This is a genomic window from Salinisphaera dokdonensis CL-ES53 (assembly GCF_040361215.1).
In the GTDB taxonomy this organism is placed as follows: domain Bacteria; phylum Pseudomonadota; class Gammaproteobacteria; order Nevskiales; family Salinisphaeraceae; genus Salinisphaera; species Salinisphaera dokdonensis.
In genome coordinates this window covers 584,519-602,154 of sequence record NZ_APND01000003.1, presented here as the reverse complement: position 1 = coordinate 602,154, position 17,636 = coordinate 584,519, and the positions used below count along the sequence as shown (strand labels likewise).

At 63.8% G+C, this 17,636-nt stretch carries 14 protein-coding genes, 1 tRNA gene and 1 riboswitch; of the genes, 4 read left to right on the top strand and 11 right to left on the bottom strand.

Going from position 1 to position 17,636, the window contains the following annotated elements; translation table 11 throughout:
* Positions 1–62: 62 nt before the first annotated feature.
* The 5 genes from SADO_RS12325 to SADO_RS12305 form a co-directional block, all read right to left on the bottom strand.
* On the bottom strand, positions 63–1,133 hold the full coding sequence (locus tag SADO_RS12325) for a putative urea ABC transporter substrate-binding protein (protein WP_353111781.1): 1,071 nt from the start codon (positions 1,131–1,133) through the stop codon (positions 63–65).
* Between the two features lie 60 nt (positions 1,134–1,193).
* Positions 1,194–1,309, bottom strand: a riboswitch (guanidine-I (ykkC/yxkD leader).
* 203 nt (positions 1,310–1,512) lie between these two features.
* Complete coding sequence (locus tag SADO_RS12320) at positions 1,513–2,343, bottom strand: HAD family hydrolase (protein ID WP_353111779.1); 831 nt, start codon at positions 2,341–2,343, stop codon at positions 1,513–1,515.
* A 103-nt stretch (positions 2,344–2,446) separates the two neighbouring features.
* Positions 2,447–3,121: an S-(hydroxymethyl)glutathione synthase gene (gene gfa, locus SADO_RS12315; protein ID WP_353111777.1), complete on the bottom strand. Its 675-nt coding sequence runs from the start codon at positions 3,119–3,121 to the stop codon at positions 2,447–2,449.
* Positions 3,122–3,368: 247 nt separating this feature from the next.
* Complete coding sequence (locus tag SADO_RS12310) at positions 3,369–5,477, bottom strand: carboxy terminal-processing peptidase (RefSeq protein ID WP_353111775.1); 2,109 nt, start codon at positions 5,475–5,477, stop codon at positions 3,369–3,371.
* 445 nt (positions 5,478–5,922) lie between these two features.
* Positions 5,923–6,651, bottom strand: a complete 729-nt coding sequence (locus tag SADO_RS12305) for a sulfite exporter TauE/SafE family protein (RefSeq protein ID WP_353111773.1) — start codon at positions 6,649–6,651, stop codon at positions 5,923–5,925.
* Between the two features lie 203 nt (positions 6,652–6,854).
* On the opposite strand from SADO_RS12305, the gene yccS reads away from it, so the two are divergent.
* Positions 6,855–8,996, top strand: coding sequence for a YccS family putative transporter (yccS, locus tag SADO_RS12300; protein WP_353111771.1), 2,142 nt, complete (start codon positions 6,855–6,857; stop codon positions 8,994–8,996).
* 37 nt (positions 8,997–9,033) lie between these two features.
* Here yccS and SADO_RS12295 read toward each other — a convergent pair whose 3' ends face one another.
* Complete coding sequence (locus SADO_RS12295) at positions 9,034–9,330, bottom strand: YrhK family protein (protein ID WP_353111769.1); 297 nt, start codon at positions 9,328–9,330, stop codon at positions 9,034–9,036.
* Between the two features lie 68 nt (positions 9,331–9,398).
* Complete coding sequence (locus SADO_RS12290; protein ID WP_434547906.1) at positions 9,399–10,859, bottom strand: NAD-dependent succinate-semialdehyde dehydrogenase; 1,461 nt, start codon at positions 10,857–10,859, stop codon at positions 9,399–9,401.
* 186 nt (positions 10,860–11,045) lie between these two features.
* Between SADO_RS12290 and SADO_RS12285 the strand changes: the two genes are divergently transcribed.
* The 3 genes from SADO_RS12285 (at position 11,046) to SADO_RS12275 (ending at position 14,651) form a co-directional block, all read left to right on the top strand.
* Positions 11,046–12,467, top strand: a complete 1,422-nt coding sequence (locus SADO_RS12285; RefSeq protein WP_353111765.1) for a sensor domain-containing diguanylate cyclase — start codon at positions 11,046–11,048, stop codon at positions 12,465–12,467.
* 150 nt (positions 12,468–12,617) lie between these two features.
* Entirely contained in the window at positions 12,618–14,060 is a 1,443-nt protein-coding gene (locus SADO_RS12280; RefSeq protein ID WP_353111763.1) for a sensor domain-containing diguanylate cyclase, read from the top strand.
* 414 nt (positions 14,061–14,474) lie between these two features.
* The gene (locus SADO_RS12275; protein WP_353111761.1) at positions 14,475–14,651 is read left to right on the top strand and encodes a hypothetical protein; all 177 of its coding nucleotides are present in this window, start codon (positions 14,475–14,477) and stop codon (positions 14,649–14,651) included.
* Positions 14,652–14,737: 86 nt separating this feature from the next.
* Here the strand turns inward: SADO_RS12275 and SADO_RS12270 are convergent.
* The 4 genes from SADO_RS12270 to SADO_RS12255 all read right to left on the bottom strand — a co-directional run bounded on the left by SADO_RS12270 (position 14,738) and on the right by SADO_RS12255 (position 17,583).
* Positions 14,738–14,813 (bottom strand) — tRNA-Glu (locus SADO_RS12270).
* 66 nt (positions 14,814–14,879) lie between these two features.
* On the bottom strand, positions 14,880–15,092 hold the full coding sequence (locus SADO_RS12265) for a hypothetical protein (protein WP_353111759.1): 213 nt from the start codon (positions 15,090–15,092) through the stop codon (positions 14,880–14,882).
* A 12-nt stretch (positions 15,093–15,104) separates the two neighbouring features.
* Positions 15,105–15,713 (bottom strand): rhomboid family intramembrane serine protease, encoded by a 609-nt coding sequence (locus SADO_RS12260; RefSeq protein ID WP_353111757.1) that lies wholly within the window; start codon positions 15,711–15,713, stop codon positions 15,105–15,107.
* A 157-nt stretch (positions 15,714–15,870) separates the two neighbouring features.
* Positions 15,871–17,583: a PilZ domain-containing protein gene (locus SADO_RS12255; protein ID WP_353111755.1), complete on the bottom strand. Its 1,713-nt coding sequence runs from the start codon at positions 17,581–17,583 to the stop codon at positions 15,871–15,873.
* Between the last annotated feature and the right edge of the window lie 53 nt (positions 17,584–17,636).

Genomic DNA, 17,636 nt, shown 5'->3' with positions numbered 1-17,636 from the left:
CCTTGGAAAGATCGGGCCGGCGACCAGCCGCGAGTGAACGCCGCGGCCGGTTTCATGCCGGGCTACTGCGCCTTGTCGTAGCCTTCGGTATAGGTCGGGTCGAAACGCAGCTGCACGTTCGACGGCGTGCCGTAAACGCCCGCCGGGTTCTCGATGCCGACGAAGTCCGGGCCGGGCGCGCCCGCGCCGAGCAGGCCGTGCTTGTAGCTGAATTCGGCAACGCGCTGCATGGTGTCGAGCAGTTCCTGGCTCTTCATGAGCTTCGCGGCTTCTGCCGGGTCGGTATACAGATGCGTGGCTTCGAGCTGCTTCTTGTAACCGGCCAGGTCGGTACCGGCCGCCTCGGCCATGGCCGACAGCGCGGCTTCGTCACCGGCAGCGATCTTTTCCATCACCTCGTACCAGGCGCCGACCAGCGCATTGCCGAAGTCCGGGTTGGCCTTCAGCGTTTCGGTGCTGACCACCATCATGTCGAGGATTTCGCGCGGGATTTCGTGCGAGGTGAATACGACATGCGCGTCGGGCATGTCGGCAATGCTCATCAGCTGCGGATTCCACGCGGCCACAGCATCCACATCGTCGTTGACGAACACGCCGACGATATCGGCATCCGAGGTGTTCACCGTTTCGACGTCGCGTTCGGACAGGCCCACACTTTCCAGCGCCCGTGCCAGGAAGTAGTGCGAGACGCTGAACTGCACGAGGTTGACCTTGCGGCCCGCGATGTCGGCGAGATCGTCGCTGCCCTTGAGCACGATGCCGTCGTTGCCGTCGGAATAGTCGTTGATGATCAGCGCGGTGGAATCGACGCCGCTGGCTGCGGGCAGGGTGAGCGCGTCCATATTGGTCATCGCGCAGCCGTCGACATTGCCCGAGGTGTACTGGTTGATCGACTCGACATAGTCATTGACCTGAACCAAGTCGATGCTGATGTCGTACTTGTCGGCCCACTTGTCGAGAATGCCGCTGGAATCGGCATAGCTCCATGGCATCCAGCCGGCATAGATGGACCAGCACACGCTGAAGTTGTCGCGCGGGCCGCTGGCGGCATGGGCATAGCCCAACGGGGCGAGGACGAGCGCGCCAATGATGGCAAGACGTGCGAGGGGGGCGATACGGGAGCGGGCGGGCATGAGGCCTCCGGTTTCGACTTAAAGACACGGGGGTACCGACAAGCAGCGTGCTGCTCGGTGACCTCCCGGGCTTTTATCCCGCCGTGTAACCTGCGCCGGCATGCCGGTTGGCAGGTCGAGTGCTCTCGGTCCAGTCGTTGCGTTCTTGAGCAACCGGAACCCTAGCGCTCCATTGGAAACCTGGTTGTTTGCGACAGCGTGCGCTGCCGGTACCCGTTTGTACTTCCTTCGCCCTGGCTAATGCAGGAACCCTGCCAGTTGGTTTTGCACGCTGGTAATCAAGGGCTTGGCCGGGTCTGGCCTTTTCCAGGCTGATGTTCCTGGATGGCCGTTGTGTGCGGATGCACCGTCAGGGTGCACTGTGAACGTGCAGGCCGCACTAATCCTGCGACCGTTCGACACGAATATGCTGGGCGAGCATATGGCGGGCGAGCTCGACCAGCTCGCCGATGCTGTCGACCACGGCATCCGGTTGGTGGGGATGACGCACGGTGCCGGGAAATATCTTGTCGATCCAGGCCTGATCCCAGCCGGCGCCGTTATAGAACACCGCGGCCACGCCGGCACGCTTGGCCGCGACCACGTCGGTTGTGGAATCGCCGACATACCAGATGTGTTCGTCGGGTTTGCGGCCGATCTGTTCCAGGGCTTTGAGCAGCAGATCCGGATGCGGCTTGCGGTGTTTCACGTCGCTGCCACAGGTGATGGTGTCGAACAGATCCTGCCAGCCGGTGCCGTCCACGATCGCGAGTTCGTGGTTCATGAACTCGCGGTTGCGGTTGGATATCAGCCCCAGCGTGATATCGAGATCGCGTAGGCGCTGGAGGTTTTCACGGATGTCGGGTTCCAGCGGGGTGACTTCGCCGACGTACTTTCGATACGACTCGTCGAAAGCACCGTGGGCACGGCGCTTGGCGTCAGGATTGTCGCCAAACAGCACTTCGAAGATATCGGTACGCGAGATCTTGCGTTCGCTGACGATGCGCGGGTGCAGGGCGCGGTTGTCGCGCACGTATTTGACCAGCTTCGCGTCTTCGATGGTCTTGGATTCGTCGGGCGCGAGGAGTTCGTCGAGCAGGCCTAGATCGTCGAGTCGCGGCAACACGTCGTCCACGGCGTGATACATGGCGTCGTGGGTGTCGACCAGCGTGGCGTGCCAGTCGATGAGGATGGTCGTCGGTTCGGCGTGGGGCAGCTGCAGGATGCTCATGCGCGGCGTTTCATCAATATGAATGACGCCGCGATTGTGCCTCAGCCGCGATCGGCGGCAAGCGCCGGCGTTCCGGATCGACCGGAACGCCGCCAACTCACGGTCAGCTCGGCAGGGCGCCGGACTGCTTGGCTTTGTGGGTCGAAATGGCGTCCATCAGTCCGGGCGCGAGCACGTCGTGCGGCGGCATGCCCAACTCGCGCAGGCGGTCGCGGATGGCGCTCATGTTGTCCGGGTTCTCGCCGGTCTCGATGATCGACGACACGAACGCCGCGAACTGCGGTTCGGACCAGCCGGCCTCGTCCGAGAGCTCGGTATGCACGAAGTCGAGTCCGTGGAAGGGATGGTTCGTGTCCTCGATCCGCCCGAACATGTGCACGCCGCACGCCTTGCAGGCGTGGCGCTGGATCGCGGCCGACTTGTCGACGATTTCCAGCTTGTTCTCGTTGGCTTCGACGCCGACCGCGTCACGCGAGACCACCGCGATCACTGCAAAGCGCGCGCCTTCAGGCTTCCAGCACTTGCTGCAGCCACAGGCGTGATTATGGGCCGTCTGGGCTGCGACCTTCACTTTTACCGGGTCACTGCTGCAATGGCAGGTGAGTATGCCGCCGCCGAAGCTGTCGTTGCCGGGCTTGAAGCCCTCGTCGACAGAAGGGTGGATGGACGGCTTGCCGCCCGAAGTCAGGCCCGGGCTTTTCGGGGCCGACGGCGAACCGCCGGGCGGTGTGTCGTCGTGACTCTTGCCGGTAAGCGCGTCGATGATCTTCTTGAACATGTTCCTCTCCTGCCGAATCTCGCACGGTGTTGTTGTTATGTGTGCCTCTTCACGTGAGTACACGCGAAGAGGCCGCCCGCTGTGTCGCGGGTCAACACCACTATCGACCTGAAGAAACACCCTGTCCAATAGGGATTGATGGCGCCACGCATAGCTCGCTGTTATGCGTGGCGCCTACCGTCCGGCAAGAAATCGCCGGGGTGTCGTGCCGGCAGGACGGTGCCCGCCCCGCACGATCTGCCGGTGGCTAGGCGGCGCCGGCTTCCTTTTCGCGGATGAAGGCCTCGACGAGATCGAGCAGCACGCGGGCGCTTTCGGTCTGGTAGGCATCGATCTCGTCCGGATCGGCACCGGGATGCGCGCCGAGCTCCTGCTCTTGCGGGCTTTCGCCTTCCTCACTCTCCTCGAACGCCTTGTAGTCCTCGAACGGCTCTTTGCCGGTCGCCTCGCGATGCGTATTCGCCAGTTCGAGGCTCTGCTGCTTGAGTGCGGCCTGCTCGGCGCGCCGTTCTTCGAGATTGAGCGATACCCGCGTCTTTTCCGTCTGTTGACGGGCCAGGCGGATACGGTTCACGCGGTATTGGTAGTCGGCATCATCTTCCACTCGCATGCGATGACCGCGTTCGAGCGTCCCCATGAGCTGGGTGATCTCATCCGAGTACGGGAAGGTGGTGGGCTTGATCCGGTCCCAGGGCAGGGCGTTGGGCAGTGCGCTTTCGCCGATCTTGCTCGGGTCGATAGCGGCCGGGAAGGTGATGTCCGGTGTGACGCCACGATCCTGGGTGGATTCGCCGCTCACCCGATAGAACTTGGCCTGGGTGAGCTTGATCTGGCCTTCGGAAAGCGGCATCAGCGTCTGCACGGTGCCCTTGCCGAAGGTCTGGCCGCCCAGCACGATCGCGCGGCCGTAGTCCTGCAGTGCGCCGGCCACAATCTCGGAGGCCGAGGCAGACAGGCGATTGACCATGACGGCCAGCGGGCCGTCGTAGATCGGCCCGTCGTTGCGATCGCCCAGCACCTGTACGTTGCCGTCCGCATCGCGAATCTGGACTGCCGGCACGGAGTTCATGAACAGGCCGGTGAGCTTCATGGCCTCGCCCAACGCGCCGCCGCCGTTATTGCGCAGGTCGAGCACGATGCCGGCCAGGTCCTCGTTCTTCTTGAGTTCCTCGACCAGCTTCTTCACGTCCTTGGCGGTGCCGTTATAGAACGAGGGCAGGGTGATCAGACCGACGTCCACCTGCTGGCCCTGGCGATCGAGTTCGATGATCTGCTTGCGCGCGGCCTGATCCTTGAGCTCGATCTTGTCGCGTACCAGCGTGACCGTCTTGGTCTGGCTGTTGTCGGCCGGTGAAATCTGCAGGCGCACGGTCGAGCCTTTCTCGCCGCGAATCAGCTGCACGGTCTCGTCCAGCCGCATGCCGACCACGTCGGTGAATTCGCCGTCGTCATCCTGGCCGACCGCGATGATGCGATCCGTGGGCTTGAGCTTGCCGGACTTGGCCGCCGGCCCGCCGGGAATCAGGCGTACCAGCTCGGCATAGCCGTTCTTGCTGCGCAGTTCGGCACCGATGCCCTGCAGCTGCAGGTTCATGTCGATGTTGAAGTCTTCCGAGCGGCGCGGCGAGAAGTAGTCGGTATGCGGGTCGTAGCTGTGCGTGTAGGCGTCCATATAGGCCGAGAAGGCATCCATGGGCTCGGTCTGGCGCAGCTGCTTGAGCTCGTTGGAATAGCGCTGGGTGAGGCGCTTCTCGATCTCGGCGGTGTCGAGATCGTTGAGCTTGAGATTGATGACCTGGTTTTCCAGCTGCTGGGTCCACAGCGTCGCGCGTTCTTCGGCATTGGCCGGCCAGGGCGCGTTCTCGCGGTCGACGTCGAAGCTCTCGTCGTCCTCGATATTCAGGCTGTCGATGCCCTGCGCGATGCGGTCGAGGGCCCACTGGTCGATCTGGATGCGGCGCTTCTGGTAGGTGTTGTAGATATCGAAGGCTGCGCGGGTCTGGCCTTTCTTCAGCTCGTCGTCCAGCGCGTGGACATACTTGTCGCGCAGGCGCTCGATATCGTCCTGCAGGAACACGCCGCGGGTGCCGTCGAGTTCTTCGATATAGGCGTTGAAGAACTTCTCCGAGAAGGCGTCGTCCAGTTTCACCTTGTTGTAGTGGTTCTGCTGCAGCTGCTTGACGATCTCGCGGTCGATCTCGCCTTGGTTATCGTCCGGCACCAGAGGGGTATAGCCCTCGGCTGTGCCGCCGCCCGCGTCGGGCACCGGCTCGGGATCGGCAGGCGAGTCCGCCGCGCATCCGGTCTGCGTGAAGACGAACAGAACGATCAATAACAACAGTGCAAGCTTGCGCATGAAGGAACTCATTGGTTGGCCGAATCGGCAGCCCGTGCGTACGAATCCGCCGGCTGCGCCAAGGCGCTACCGCAGATTTATTGTGTACCGCCATTATCGCGCGCCGAATTCACGATACACGAATTTTTCTCGCAATCCGGAGCGGAAGAATACGGATCTTTTGGTCGAATGCATCGCTTATTCACCCGACAACAGTCAGGTGAGACGGTTCACAAGAGCGAACCGCCGGTCCCGGCTGCCCCGCCCCGGGGAGCCTGAAGAATCCCGACGCGCGCGTTTTGCGCTTGCCACGCAAAAGCCGCGTGCGTTCAACGGCATAGCATTCTGCCAGCCCAGCGACATCGATGCTGCCCTGATATTTAACGCCCGGTAGCGCGCCAGTACCTGCGCAGGCGCTGCACGGCCAGACTACGGCTTGTCTCCCGGCGATGGCGACCGTGGCGTTTCAGCCGATGACCAGCCGCATTGCCGGCAATAACAGGATCAGCGCGAGCGCGCGGGAAAATGTCTTCTGATTGATCTTGTAGTGCATGCGATGCCCGACAAGAATTCCGGCGACGATGCCCGGTACGGTGAGCAGCGCCATGAGCGCGAGTTCGCCGTTGAGCAGGCCCAGCTGAAAATAGACGACATTCTGGGTGATGGTGCCGAACAGAAAGGCCATCGTCAGCACGGCGCGCGCAATCTTCTTGGGATAGCGCAGGCTCACGTAGATCAGCAGGGGAATGGGTGAAACGCCCACTGCACCGACGATCACGCCCGCCATGAGGCCGCAGCCGGCCAGGCCCGCATCGTCGCGCCGCGACAGCGCCGGCGCCTCGGCGGGCGTGGGCGTGCGCCAGAGCATGAGTGCGACATAGATCAGGATCACCGCGCCCAGGCCGCGCCGCAGCAGCTCGGGCGGCAGTACCGCGAGCAGCTGGCCGCCGATGGCAATACCCAGCGACAGGCCAACGGCGGCGATCGGCCCGCGACGCCAGTCCATTTCGTGGCGGGTCAGCCAGGCGAGCATGAGATTGGGCACGAGCACGACCATGGCCACGACCGGGATCACCTCCCGGAACGGGAACATCATCACCAGCAGCGTCGCGGTGAGCGTGCCCGAGCCAAACCCGGTCAGCCCCTGCGCACAGGCGCCCGCCAGCGCGGCCAGGTTGAAAAGTAGGATCTGCAAAGCCGTGTCTCGTGGATGGATGGTCGCGCTGCACAGAGCGCGCAAGGGTACCCGTTCGTGTCTGTGGCATATAGCGTATCGCTCCCGTATGACGACAGGCTTCGCGGGCCGGCGTGGCCGACTGTCGGCCATCGATTCGATGCATCGGTAAGATGAGCGTTCTGGTTTGTCGAAGGTGCCGTGGTTTCGGTCACTCGCTGCGCATGTTTCGTCTGCAACATATCGCCGCTCTCGATCGCCTGGCCGACAGCCTGCGTGTGCTTGTCGCCCTGAGCGGGGTGATCTTCTACACCGGTCTGCGCGACAACCCGCACGAGTTGATCCCGCTATTGCTCGGCGTGATCGCCAGTGCGATTGCCGAAACCGACGACAGCTGGCGCAAGCGGACCACGGCACTGATCGTCACGCTGGCCTGTTTCAGTCTCGCGGCCCTTACGGTGGAAGGGCTTTTCGAGCAGCCCTGGCTGTTCGGACTCGCGCTGTTCGCAGGCTGTTTTGTGCTGGTGATGATGGGCGCGGTCAGCGGCCGTTACGCCACCATTGCCAACGCCACGCTGTTGCTGGCGGTCTACACCATGATCGGCGTCGATCAGCACGCCATGCCCGATGCGCCGTTCTGGCGCGAGCCGATGCTTCTGGTCGCCGGTGCCGCCTGGTACGGGCTGCTGGCGCTATCGTGGAACGCCATCTTCGTGCATCGGCCGGTACGCCACGCCTTGGGGCGGCTCTACGATGCGCTCGGTGATTATCTGGACGGCAAGGCGCGGTTGTTCGAACCGGTGCGCCAGCCCGATATCGCAGGCAAGCGCATGGCCCTGGCGCAGATCAATGCTCGGGTCGTTGCGGCGCTTAACGATACGCGTCTGGCGCTGATCGATCGGCTGGAAGGTCGGCGCTCGCGCTCGGCGATGGACGAGAACCTGCGTCTCTATCTGGCCGCGCAGGACATCCACGAGCGCGCGAGTTCGTCGCATTATCCGTATCAGGCGCTCACCAAGGCGTTCTTTCATAGCGATCTCATGTTTCGCTGTGAACGCCTGCTGCGCCGCATGGGCAATGCGTGCCGGTCTCGCGGCAGCGCGCTGAGAGTCGGCGACGGCTTCCGCGATTCGGAGCCGGTCGACGAAGCGCTGGAGGATCTCGAGGCGGCCGTGGCATATCAACAGCGCACGCCCACGGCCCCGGCGCATGATCTGGAATATGCGGTGACCGAACTGCGCGACAACCTGCACGTCTTGGCCGACCAGGTCACGGCAAGGCGGGCGCCCGCCGACGCCTGGCCCGATAGTGTGTTGCAGAACCCGGGTCCGGCATCGCTGACCGAGAGCTGGCGGCGCATCGGCGTACAACTCACGCCGGCCTCGGCACGCTTTCGTCACGGCCTGCGTCTGGGCCTTGCCATGCTCGCCGGCTATATCGTGCTCAATCTGGTGCACCCGGAACAGGGCTACTGGATTCTGCTGACCACCATGCTGGTCTGCCAACCGAACTATGGCGCGACCCGTCTGCGCTTCGCCCAGCGTGTTGGCGGAACGGCCATAGGGCTGATCATTGGCTGGGCTCTGTTGCGATTGTTCCCGTCGCCCGAAATCCAGCTGTTGCTGACAGTCGCGGCCGGCGTGGTGTTCTTTGCCACGCGGTTTCGGCGATACCTTATTGCGGCTGCAGCGATCAGCGTGCTCGTGCTGTTGGCTTTCAATCAGGTCGGCAACGGCTTCGATCTGATCGTGCCCCGGCTCGTGGATACCGTGATCGGCGGCGCGATAGCCGCGGCCGTCATGCTGCTGGTCTTGCCCGACTGGCGCGAGCGGGAACTGCATCAGCTGCTGGCGGATACGTTGTCGGCCCACAGTCGCTATCTGCGGGCGATTTTTGCCCAGTACCGAAGCGGCAAGCGTGACGATCTCGACTACCGTATCGCGCGCCGCGACGCGCACAACGCCGACGCCGCCGTGAGCACGCATGTGGCAGTCGCCCTGCGGGACCCGCACGGCGCGCGAACAGATAGCCGCGAGGCGCTGGCCGTACTGACCTGTGCCCAGACGCTCATTGGGCATCTGTCGACCCTGGGCGCCCATCGCGCGGTGCTGGCCGAACAGACCGGCAACAACCTGCTGGCACAGGCGGTCGACTATATTGCCGACAGTCTGGAAGAGTCGGGCTATGCGCTGATCCGCAACGAACGGATGCCGGTGGACAGCGATCGCGAGGCCGAGCTACGCACTGCGCTCGGCGACTGGCCGGCGGACGACGAGCCGACGCGGCGTCTGATTGCCATGCAGTTGAAACTGCTCATCGACACGCTACCGGAACTACGCCGCATCGGTCAGATGCTGACGGCCTGAGCTTTTCGCCGCGTTTGCTCGATAGAGCGCTTGCCCGTCAGGCATCTTCGTTCGACGGGAGTGGCCTGTCGTCGCCCGGCAGCGGCAGTTTGGCGAGATGGAATTCGCGTGCCAGCTTGATGGTTGGTCGAAGCATGAAGTTCACGGAGCCAATGGTGAAACACCAGATCGCGGGATACTCCAAGTTCTTGTAGAAGAACATGACCGAACCGACCAGAAACAACAACGCGGCGCAGAAGTCGTTGACCGTGTACAGCTTTTCGTAACGCCCGTAGACCTGCTCATGCCGTCGGGTCGGGTGGGCGTTGGGCTGATTCTCGAATGGTCGGGTCATGTCGCAGTGCCCTCGTGTGGACTAGGCTGACGGGAAGCGGCGCCCCGGTCGCGGGGCGCCGCGGACGATCACGTCGCCGGTACACCGCCCAGGCAGTAGTACTTCGTTTCCAGGAACTCGTGCATGCCCACCTGGCCGCCTTCGCGGCCGAGGCCGGATTGCTTGACGCCGCCGAACGGCACGTGCGGCCCGGTGAGGTCCATGGTGTTAATGCCCACCATGCCGTAGTCGAGTCCGCGCATGAATTTGCGGATGCGCGCATCGGCATGGGTGAAGACATAGGCTGCCAAGCCGTATTCGGTATCGTTTGCGGCGGCGATCACATCCTCGTCGTCATCGAAGGGGCAGATCGCGGCCAGCGGCGCGAAGGCCTCCTCCGAGAAGATGCGCATGCCCGGGGTAACGTCAGCTAGCAGGGTCGGCATGAAGAAGCGTGCCCCCGGCGCATCCGACTGCGAGCGGCCCATGACACGGGCGCCGTGATCGCGAGCGTCGTCTGCCAACGCCTGCGCTTTTTCGACCGCGCGTTCATGTATCAGCGGGCCGATATCCGTACCGTCGTCGAAGCCGTTGCCGACTTGCAGTGCGTCCATTCGCTCGGCGAAGCGCGCCACGAACGTCTCGTAGATGTCGCGATGCACGAAAATACGGTTGGCTGCGAGGCAGTCCTGCCCGCTGGTCTGGAACTTGGCGGCGAGCGCGCCCTCGACCGCGGTGTCGATGTCCACGTCCTCACAGGCGATGAACGGCGCGTTGCCGCCCAGTTCCATCGACGTGCGCTTGACCGTATCCGCCCCTTGGCGGAGCAGCGTGCGACCGACCGGCGTCGAGCCGGTAAAGGAGAGTGCCCGCACGCGCGTGTCGTCGCAAAGCGCCTCCGAGACCCGCTGGCCACTGCCCGTGACCACATTGAACTCGCCGCCGTCCAGGCCTGCCTGTTCGGCCAGTGCGGCCAATGCGAGCGCGGAGAAGGGGGTTTCGCTGGCCGGGCGTACCACCACGCTGCAACCAGCGGCGAGTGCCGCCGCGGCCTTGCGCGTGATCATCGCCAGCGGAAAGTTCCAGGGCGTAATGATGCCGGCCACGCCGACCGGCTCCTGCACCGTGCCCAGTGCCACATCCGGGTTTTCCGCCGGTATGTTCGCGCCGGTCGCGCGGCGGCCTTCCTCGGCGAACCAGCGGATGAAGCTCGCGGCATAGTCCACTTCGCCCCGCGCATCGGCCAACGGCTTGCCCTGCTCGCGGGTCATCATCTGTGCCAGCGCTTCGCGGTTGTCGTGCATCCCCTGATACCAGGCGAGCAGTCGGTCGGCACGCGTGGTCACCGAGGTCTCCCGCCAGCGCTCGAATGCGGCATGGGCTGCGTCGATAGCGCCGATAAGTCGCGGCGCGTCGAGGTCGGGAATCGTGCCGATGATCTCGCCCGTGGCCGGATCATCGACCGCTCGGGTCGCGTTCTCGTCCGCGTCGATCCAGCGCCCGCCGACATAGGCCTGTTGGCGCCAGAGTTGCGAGTTTTCCTGTGTCATATAGCGATTCGTTAGCGAAGCCATTTACGACTGAGGCTTGGGACGATTCGGTGCATTATCAAAGGATTTGGTTACTGCGACGCGCCGCACATTGATCGCCGATGGCGTGCTATAAAGACGCGCAATCAGTAGTTTTCCGGAGGCGTTTGGCGCAGTTCGCGACCAAACGCAGAAAAGGCCGTTACCTTGACCCACGAGAATCGCGTCGCGGATTCGATCGAAGCGCTATCCTTGCCACAGGCATCGCTGCAGACGGTGTTGTCGCATGTCTTTGCGGATATCGACGAGGCGGTGCTGGTCGCAGACGAGCAGCGCCAGATCATTCTGGTCAACCGCGCTGCGCTCGAGCTGTTTGGTTACGACGAGGCCCAGATACTCGGCCGCAGCGCACGCGAGATCTATGCCGATCCGGCGGTGTTCGAAAAGGAAGGGCGTACCCGTTTCCATGCGGACGCAAGCCGCCAGCATACGAGTTATCTGTGTGCGTATCGGCGCCGTGATGGCAGCGTTTTCGATGCCGAGACCATTGCCGGACCTATGCGCGACCCGGCCAGCGGGCGGATCATGTACCTGGGCATCATTCGCGATGTCACCGCGCGGCTGTCGACCGAGAAAGCGCTGCATTCTCTGCACTGCATCGCCTCCGACCAGAGCCTGGATTTCGGCCAGCGCCGGCAGGCGATCCTCAAGCTGGGCTGCGCTCATTTCGGCCTGCCTGTCGGCGTTGTCGGCCGGGTCGAGGAGGGCGACTATCGGGTGATCGATGTGCTCGATGCCGGCAATAGCTTGCAGGTCGGCGATGTCTTTCCGATTGCGGATACCTATTGCTGGCACGTGCTGGCCAAAGGCGGGCCCTTCGGCATGGACGGGACCAATCGCGCCCGGTTGGCGGCCGAGTTATCGGACCAGCGCTACGGAACGCGCACTTACGTCGGCAGCCCGATCCTGGTCGCCGGAGAGCTCTACGGCACGCTCAATTTCTGGGGCCCGGACGACGCCGGTCTGTTCAGCCAGGCCGATATGGATCTGATCGGCATGTTCGCGCAGTGGGTCGGCCAGGAAATCCGGATGGAGCGCAGTATCGCGGCGCTGACCGATGCGCACGAAAAACTCAGCCGTGTGGCCACCGTCGACGAGTTGACCGGCCTGGGCAATCGCCGCCTGCTGGTGCAGCAGCTCGACCACGAGATCGAACGCGCACGCCGCCAGCAGCAGCCGTTGAGCGTGGCCATGGTGGATATCGATCATTTCAAGCAGCTCAATGACAGCTATGGGCACGTGGCAGGTGACGCGGCGCTGCGCCATTTCGCCGACCTCCTGCGCGACAGTCTGCGCGGCAGCGACCTCGTCGGTCGCTGGGGCGGCGAGGAGTTCCTGCTGCTGCTGCCGGACACCGCCGTCGATGCGGCTTTGACCACGCTCAATCGCCTGCTTGACCAGATCCGCCACCAGCCGTTCGCGGCCGAGAATCACGCGATCTCGCTGTCCGCTAGCGCCGGTGTCACGCAATTTTCGACCGATGAAGGCGCCGAGGCCACCATCAAACGGGCCGATACCGCGCTCTACCGCGCCAAGGCGGCCGGACGGGGCTGTGTCGAGCGCGGCTGAGCGGCGCGCCGTAACTGACCCGGCGATCATTATTCTGGAGCAGCCCAGCGGGATAACGGGATCGATGCCGCGTATGATCCGGGCGCAAATCGTTGTGTCGGCCTTTTCGCTGGTCTGTTGGCCGCAACCCCACCCCTGCGTGAGACTGTCTTGATTCACCGAAGCGACCCTTTCGCCGATACCGAATCGTTTCCCTTCGACGGGGAGTCGCTGCAGACGGTGCTGAGGCATATGTTTGCGGACATGCCGGAGGCCGTGCTCGTTGCCGACGCGGATCGACGGATCATCATGGCGAACGCGGCTGCCACCGACCTGTTTCGATATCAGCACGACGGCTTGCTCGGTCGGTCCAGTGCGGATCTCTATGAGTCCTCGGCGGACTTCGAGGAGCAGGGTCGGACCCGTTACAACAGGTCGGCAGGCGGAGAACATCAAAGCTATTTCATGCGCTATCGCCGTGGCGACGGGAGCGTGTTCGACGGCGAAACCATCGGCGGCGCAATACGTGGCACCCGCGATGCCGGGGTCATGTATCTGGGCATCATCCGGGACCTGAGCTCACGCATGGCTGCCGATAAAGCCATCGCGGCCTTGCACGCCATCACATCGAATCCCGAGATGGGCTACGAACAGCGACGCGGCGCCATACTTGAACTGGGCTGTCGATATTTCGGCATGCCGATAGGCATCGTCAGCGAGATCGATGCCGATCGCTATGTGATTGCCGATGCGATCGATCCGAATGGTGGCCTGGTCGCCGGTACCGTGTTCCCGATCGAGGATACCTACTGCTGCCACGTACTTGCCGCGGAAGGTCCGTTCGCAGTTGACCGCGCCGGTGACAGCAAGATATGCAGCCATCCCTGTTATCGCCGCTTCAAGCTCGAATCCTATATCGGCGCACCGGTCGCGCTGGATGGCCAGGTTGTTGGCACGCTGAATTTCTCCAGCCCTTCGGCGACCGGTGAATTCAGCCAGACCGATCTCGACTTGGTCGGCATGTTTGGCCAGTGGCTCAGCCACGAACTGAGCCGCGAGCGGGATCTGGCCGCACTGCACGCTGCCCATGCCGAACTGCAGGAAGCGCATGATCGCCTCAACGAAATCGCGACGCTGGATGAACTCACGGGCCTGGGCAATCGGCGCATGCTGGTACAGCAGTTCGACCGCGAGATCGAGCGCGGCCGCCGCCAAGCTCGAGCGCTGAGCGTGGCGCTGGTCGATTTCGATCATTTCAAGCGGCTAAACGATCGGTACGGTCACGCGGCCGGTGACGCCGCTTTGCGGCTGTTCGCCGAAATGGCGACGCAGACGCTGCGCGGCGCCGATGCGATCGGGCGCTGGGGTGGTGAGGAGTTCCTGCTGTTGTTGCCGGACACAGCGCGCGATTCAGCCGTGAGTTCATTGTCGCGATTGCTCGAAAGACTCCGTTTGGCTGAATTCCACGTCGCCGGTGAGCGCGTGCCGCTGTCAGTCAGCGCCGGGGTGACGACCTCCCATTGCGACGAAACGGCGGACGCGATCATCAGGCGCGCCGACGAGGCGTTGTATCGCGCCAAGGCCGACGGGCGAGACCGGATCGCGAGCGCCTGATCGCGCCCGAGGCCGGTTCATAGGCCATTGACTGTCCAACCCGCGGTTGCCGTATTCGTGGACCGTGTTCCGGTTTCGCGTCCGGCGCTACGGTATATCCGCAAGCTTGCGGTTTCGGCCATTGGACCTGGAGTGCTCGCGGTGGCCGGCAATAGCGACAAGATTCCGAGTTGCCCAATGGCCTGTATCTGCAGGCGACAGAACGGGGGTTTCGGATCAAGCCGATCGGGTATCCGGGTAACGCCATAGGACGGGCTTATTTCACGCCCTCGGAGCGCACGATTCACAGCATGGGCCGTATTTCTCGGCGTATGAGCACCCGTTGTTTCTGCATCCGCGGCCCGACGCCTGGATATGCTCGACCCATCCTGATTCCGATAGCCGCTCGCCGTTCAAGTCCGGAAAAGGGCGCGCGTGACGTTCCGGTCGGGCGGTGTCACCGACGAGCTGCTGGTCTATCGCCACGTCGAGGCGACACGACATTACCGGGCATTGCGCGAACTCGAGTCCGAACCGACGTTCCGCCGCCGGATGGCAGCGCGCTGGCGTCAGTTCATCCGACCAGGCGAGCGCGCGGCTGGGTCCGGCTAGGCCGCTGTAGTCAGCGGAAGCGCCAGCTTGGATGGTCTGAGGCGGGGGTGAGCGGTCCGATCCGTCGCGAAAGTTCGCGTGACGGATGGCGCTCCCTACGAGACTCGAACTCGTGTTTTCGCCGTGAGAGGGCGACGTCCTAGACCGCTAGACGAAGGGAGCAACGACCGTGCGGCGCACAGTATAGCGACCTTGGCCCATGTCTCAAGTGCTTTCTCGCGATCCTGCCTAGCCGAAGGCGGAGAAGCCGTCGGTATACAGCCGCCAGAGGATGAGCACCGCGTAGATGCCGATCAGCGCCAGACACACGAGGGTGACCGTGCGCGGGCCTTTCTGCTCGGGGGTCGTTTCGCCGCGCATGCGCCGCAGTTTCACGATCAGCAGGCGTACGGCGAGCCAGCCGAGAAACGAGAACAGCAACAGGCCGAAGAGAAACTTCATGGCTAAGCCGCGCTAGCCGCCCGCGAGGGGCTGCAACAGGCGTTCGACGAAGACCGGCCCGAGGCGCGGTTCCATACACAGCGCGAAGGTCAGGCCGTAGGCGGCGCCCCAGAGATGGGCGCTGTGGTTGATGTGATCATGCCCCAGGCGCCCGGCATACAGGCCGTAGGCGGTGAACAGCAGGGCATAGATGATCGCCGGAATTGGGAAGAAGAACACATAGATGGTCTGCCACGGCGCCAGCAGGATGTAGGCGAACAGCACCGCCGAGACCGCCCCCGACGCGCCGAGGCTGCGATAGCGGCTGTCTCCGCGATGCTTGAGATAGCTGGGCAGGATCGCGATCACCACCGCCGACAGATAGAACAGGGCGAAACCCGTCATACCGATATAGCGCGAGAAGAATCCCTCGATCGCGCGGCCGAAGAAGAACAGCGTGATCATGTTGAACAGCAGGTGCTGGCCGTCGGCATGCAGGAAGCCGTGGGTGAGCAGGCGGTGGTATTCGCCGCGATTGACCGCCGGCGGCCAGAAGATCAGCCGTTCGAGCATGTCCCGATTCTGGAAACCGGTGAAGGAGATCGCGCAGGTGAGCGCGATCAGGGCGATGGTGATGACCATGGAGAGCGTCCCGATGAGCCAGTCCGGCGCACGGCGCCGACGAAAAACGACTTCATGTTACGCAGGTTGCCCGGTCCTGTGATGACGCGGGCGTGAAAGGGCCTGACCGGTATGCTCTGGTCGGCCGGCGCGGCGCCAAGTGCGTCCGTCGGCTACTTCAGTAGGGCGTGACCCCGAAGCGCTGTGGCAGGCCGGCGCGTTCGATCGTGCCCACTTGGCCGAAATCGGCGCGGTCGAGGATCTGGTTGAGGCGGCGCTGGCCGCCCACGTCGCGCACCACGCGGATCCGTGACGGATAGCCATCCTCTCCCAGCCGCAGCACCCAGGCGAGAAAGCCGCTCGAATAATGGACAAGGCTGCCGATCGGATACATGCCGTGGCGCTTCATATAGCGCTCCAGCCAGCGGCGGTCGTCTTCGTTGCAGGCGTGGTAGAGCTCGCGAAAGATCTGCAGCGGGGCCTTGGGCTCGCGGTCGCCGATGCCGCGGCTCATGACATCGACCATATCGGCGATGTACGCGGCACGCGCGAGCAGGTCGACCGCCACGCTCGCCGGCGCCTCGGGCAGCTGATCGGCCGGCGTATTGAGACGTTCCACGATTGCACGCCGAGCGCCGCCCGCGGCCCAGGACGCCGCCGGGCCAAGTGCGGTAAGCAAGTCGACATGGCTGGCAGCCGGGCTGGACGGGTCGGTGATCAGCGGGTCGCTCGATGCGGTATGTGCGCCGGCGGCCAGCACATTGCCGAGATCGTGGACCAAAGCAGCCACGGTGATATCGCGCTGGTTGCGCGCCAGAATGTCCTCGGCCTGCACGAGGTCGGCGAGCCGGCCGGCGACGGCGATGCAGTGCTGGATCAGCGGCGGTTGTTCGGGCAGACAGCACAGGGCATAGAGGAACTCTGAGCGGTTCTCTGCCAGCAGGCGACAGAGCGTGTCGGCGCTTTCATAAAGGCGCTCTATCGGCGGTGTCCGCTCCTGGCGTAGCGCAATCGCAGTATCGCCGAGCACATGGGCGACGCGCCGGAGCGAGGCGACCATCGGCGTGCTGTTGGTCGGCGGCTGGTGCTCCTGGCGATTCAGGCGGATGGACACGCGTGATTCGGGCCCACCCAGGAACAACTGTGATGGCTGCATGAGATGCGTGTTGCCCTGGCCGGCACGAAAGGCGATCTCGCGCTCCATCTCGCGAAGCCATTGCACCACCCCGTTGCGGCTCACGTCGCTACGGCGGGCAAATGCGAACCCCACGTAGGCATGGCCGTTGCGCTCGGCCAATTGCACGTGACGGACCGTTGCCGGCAGCGAAGCGCGCGTGCCGTTCGGGAATTCGATGAACAGCGCGAATACGTCCTGGCCAGCGCTTAGCAGCATGCCGGCCTGCAGTTCGATCTCGATGCCACAGCCGCCGAGCGACAGATCCATCAGTCGGGCGTCGACCGGGTTGCGATCTTCGTACGCCTGCAGCTGGACCAGCGCGCGCATGCCGCGCGCCAGCCGGATACGGGTCGATTCGCGCTTGTTGGAAACGTGCACCCGCTCCGGCTTGGCGATCACCAGTTCGGCCGGTTCGTTCTCGATCAGGAAGGCATGGACCGAGATTCCGCTGAACAGCAGGGCTTCCACCCCCAGGCTTGCGTGCAGGCGTACGCCGGCATCAAAACGCTCACGCGGCAGGCCTTCGGCCGTGAGGTCGAGGGTGATGCGTTCGCCATTGCCCGCGATCGCGAAATGCTCGATATCGAAACGCTCACCGGTGGCCACGCATTCGAGCCGCAGGTCAGAGTGTCTGGCCTGCTGCAACGACGCCAGCGCGGCGGCTACACGGTCTTCGTCGTCGATCTCGATGCGGGGCTGTTGGGTCACGTTCATGCGGTGCCTGGTGAATCCTGCAGATCGCTAGGGTCACCGGACTATCGGCAAGA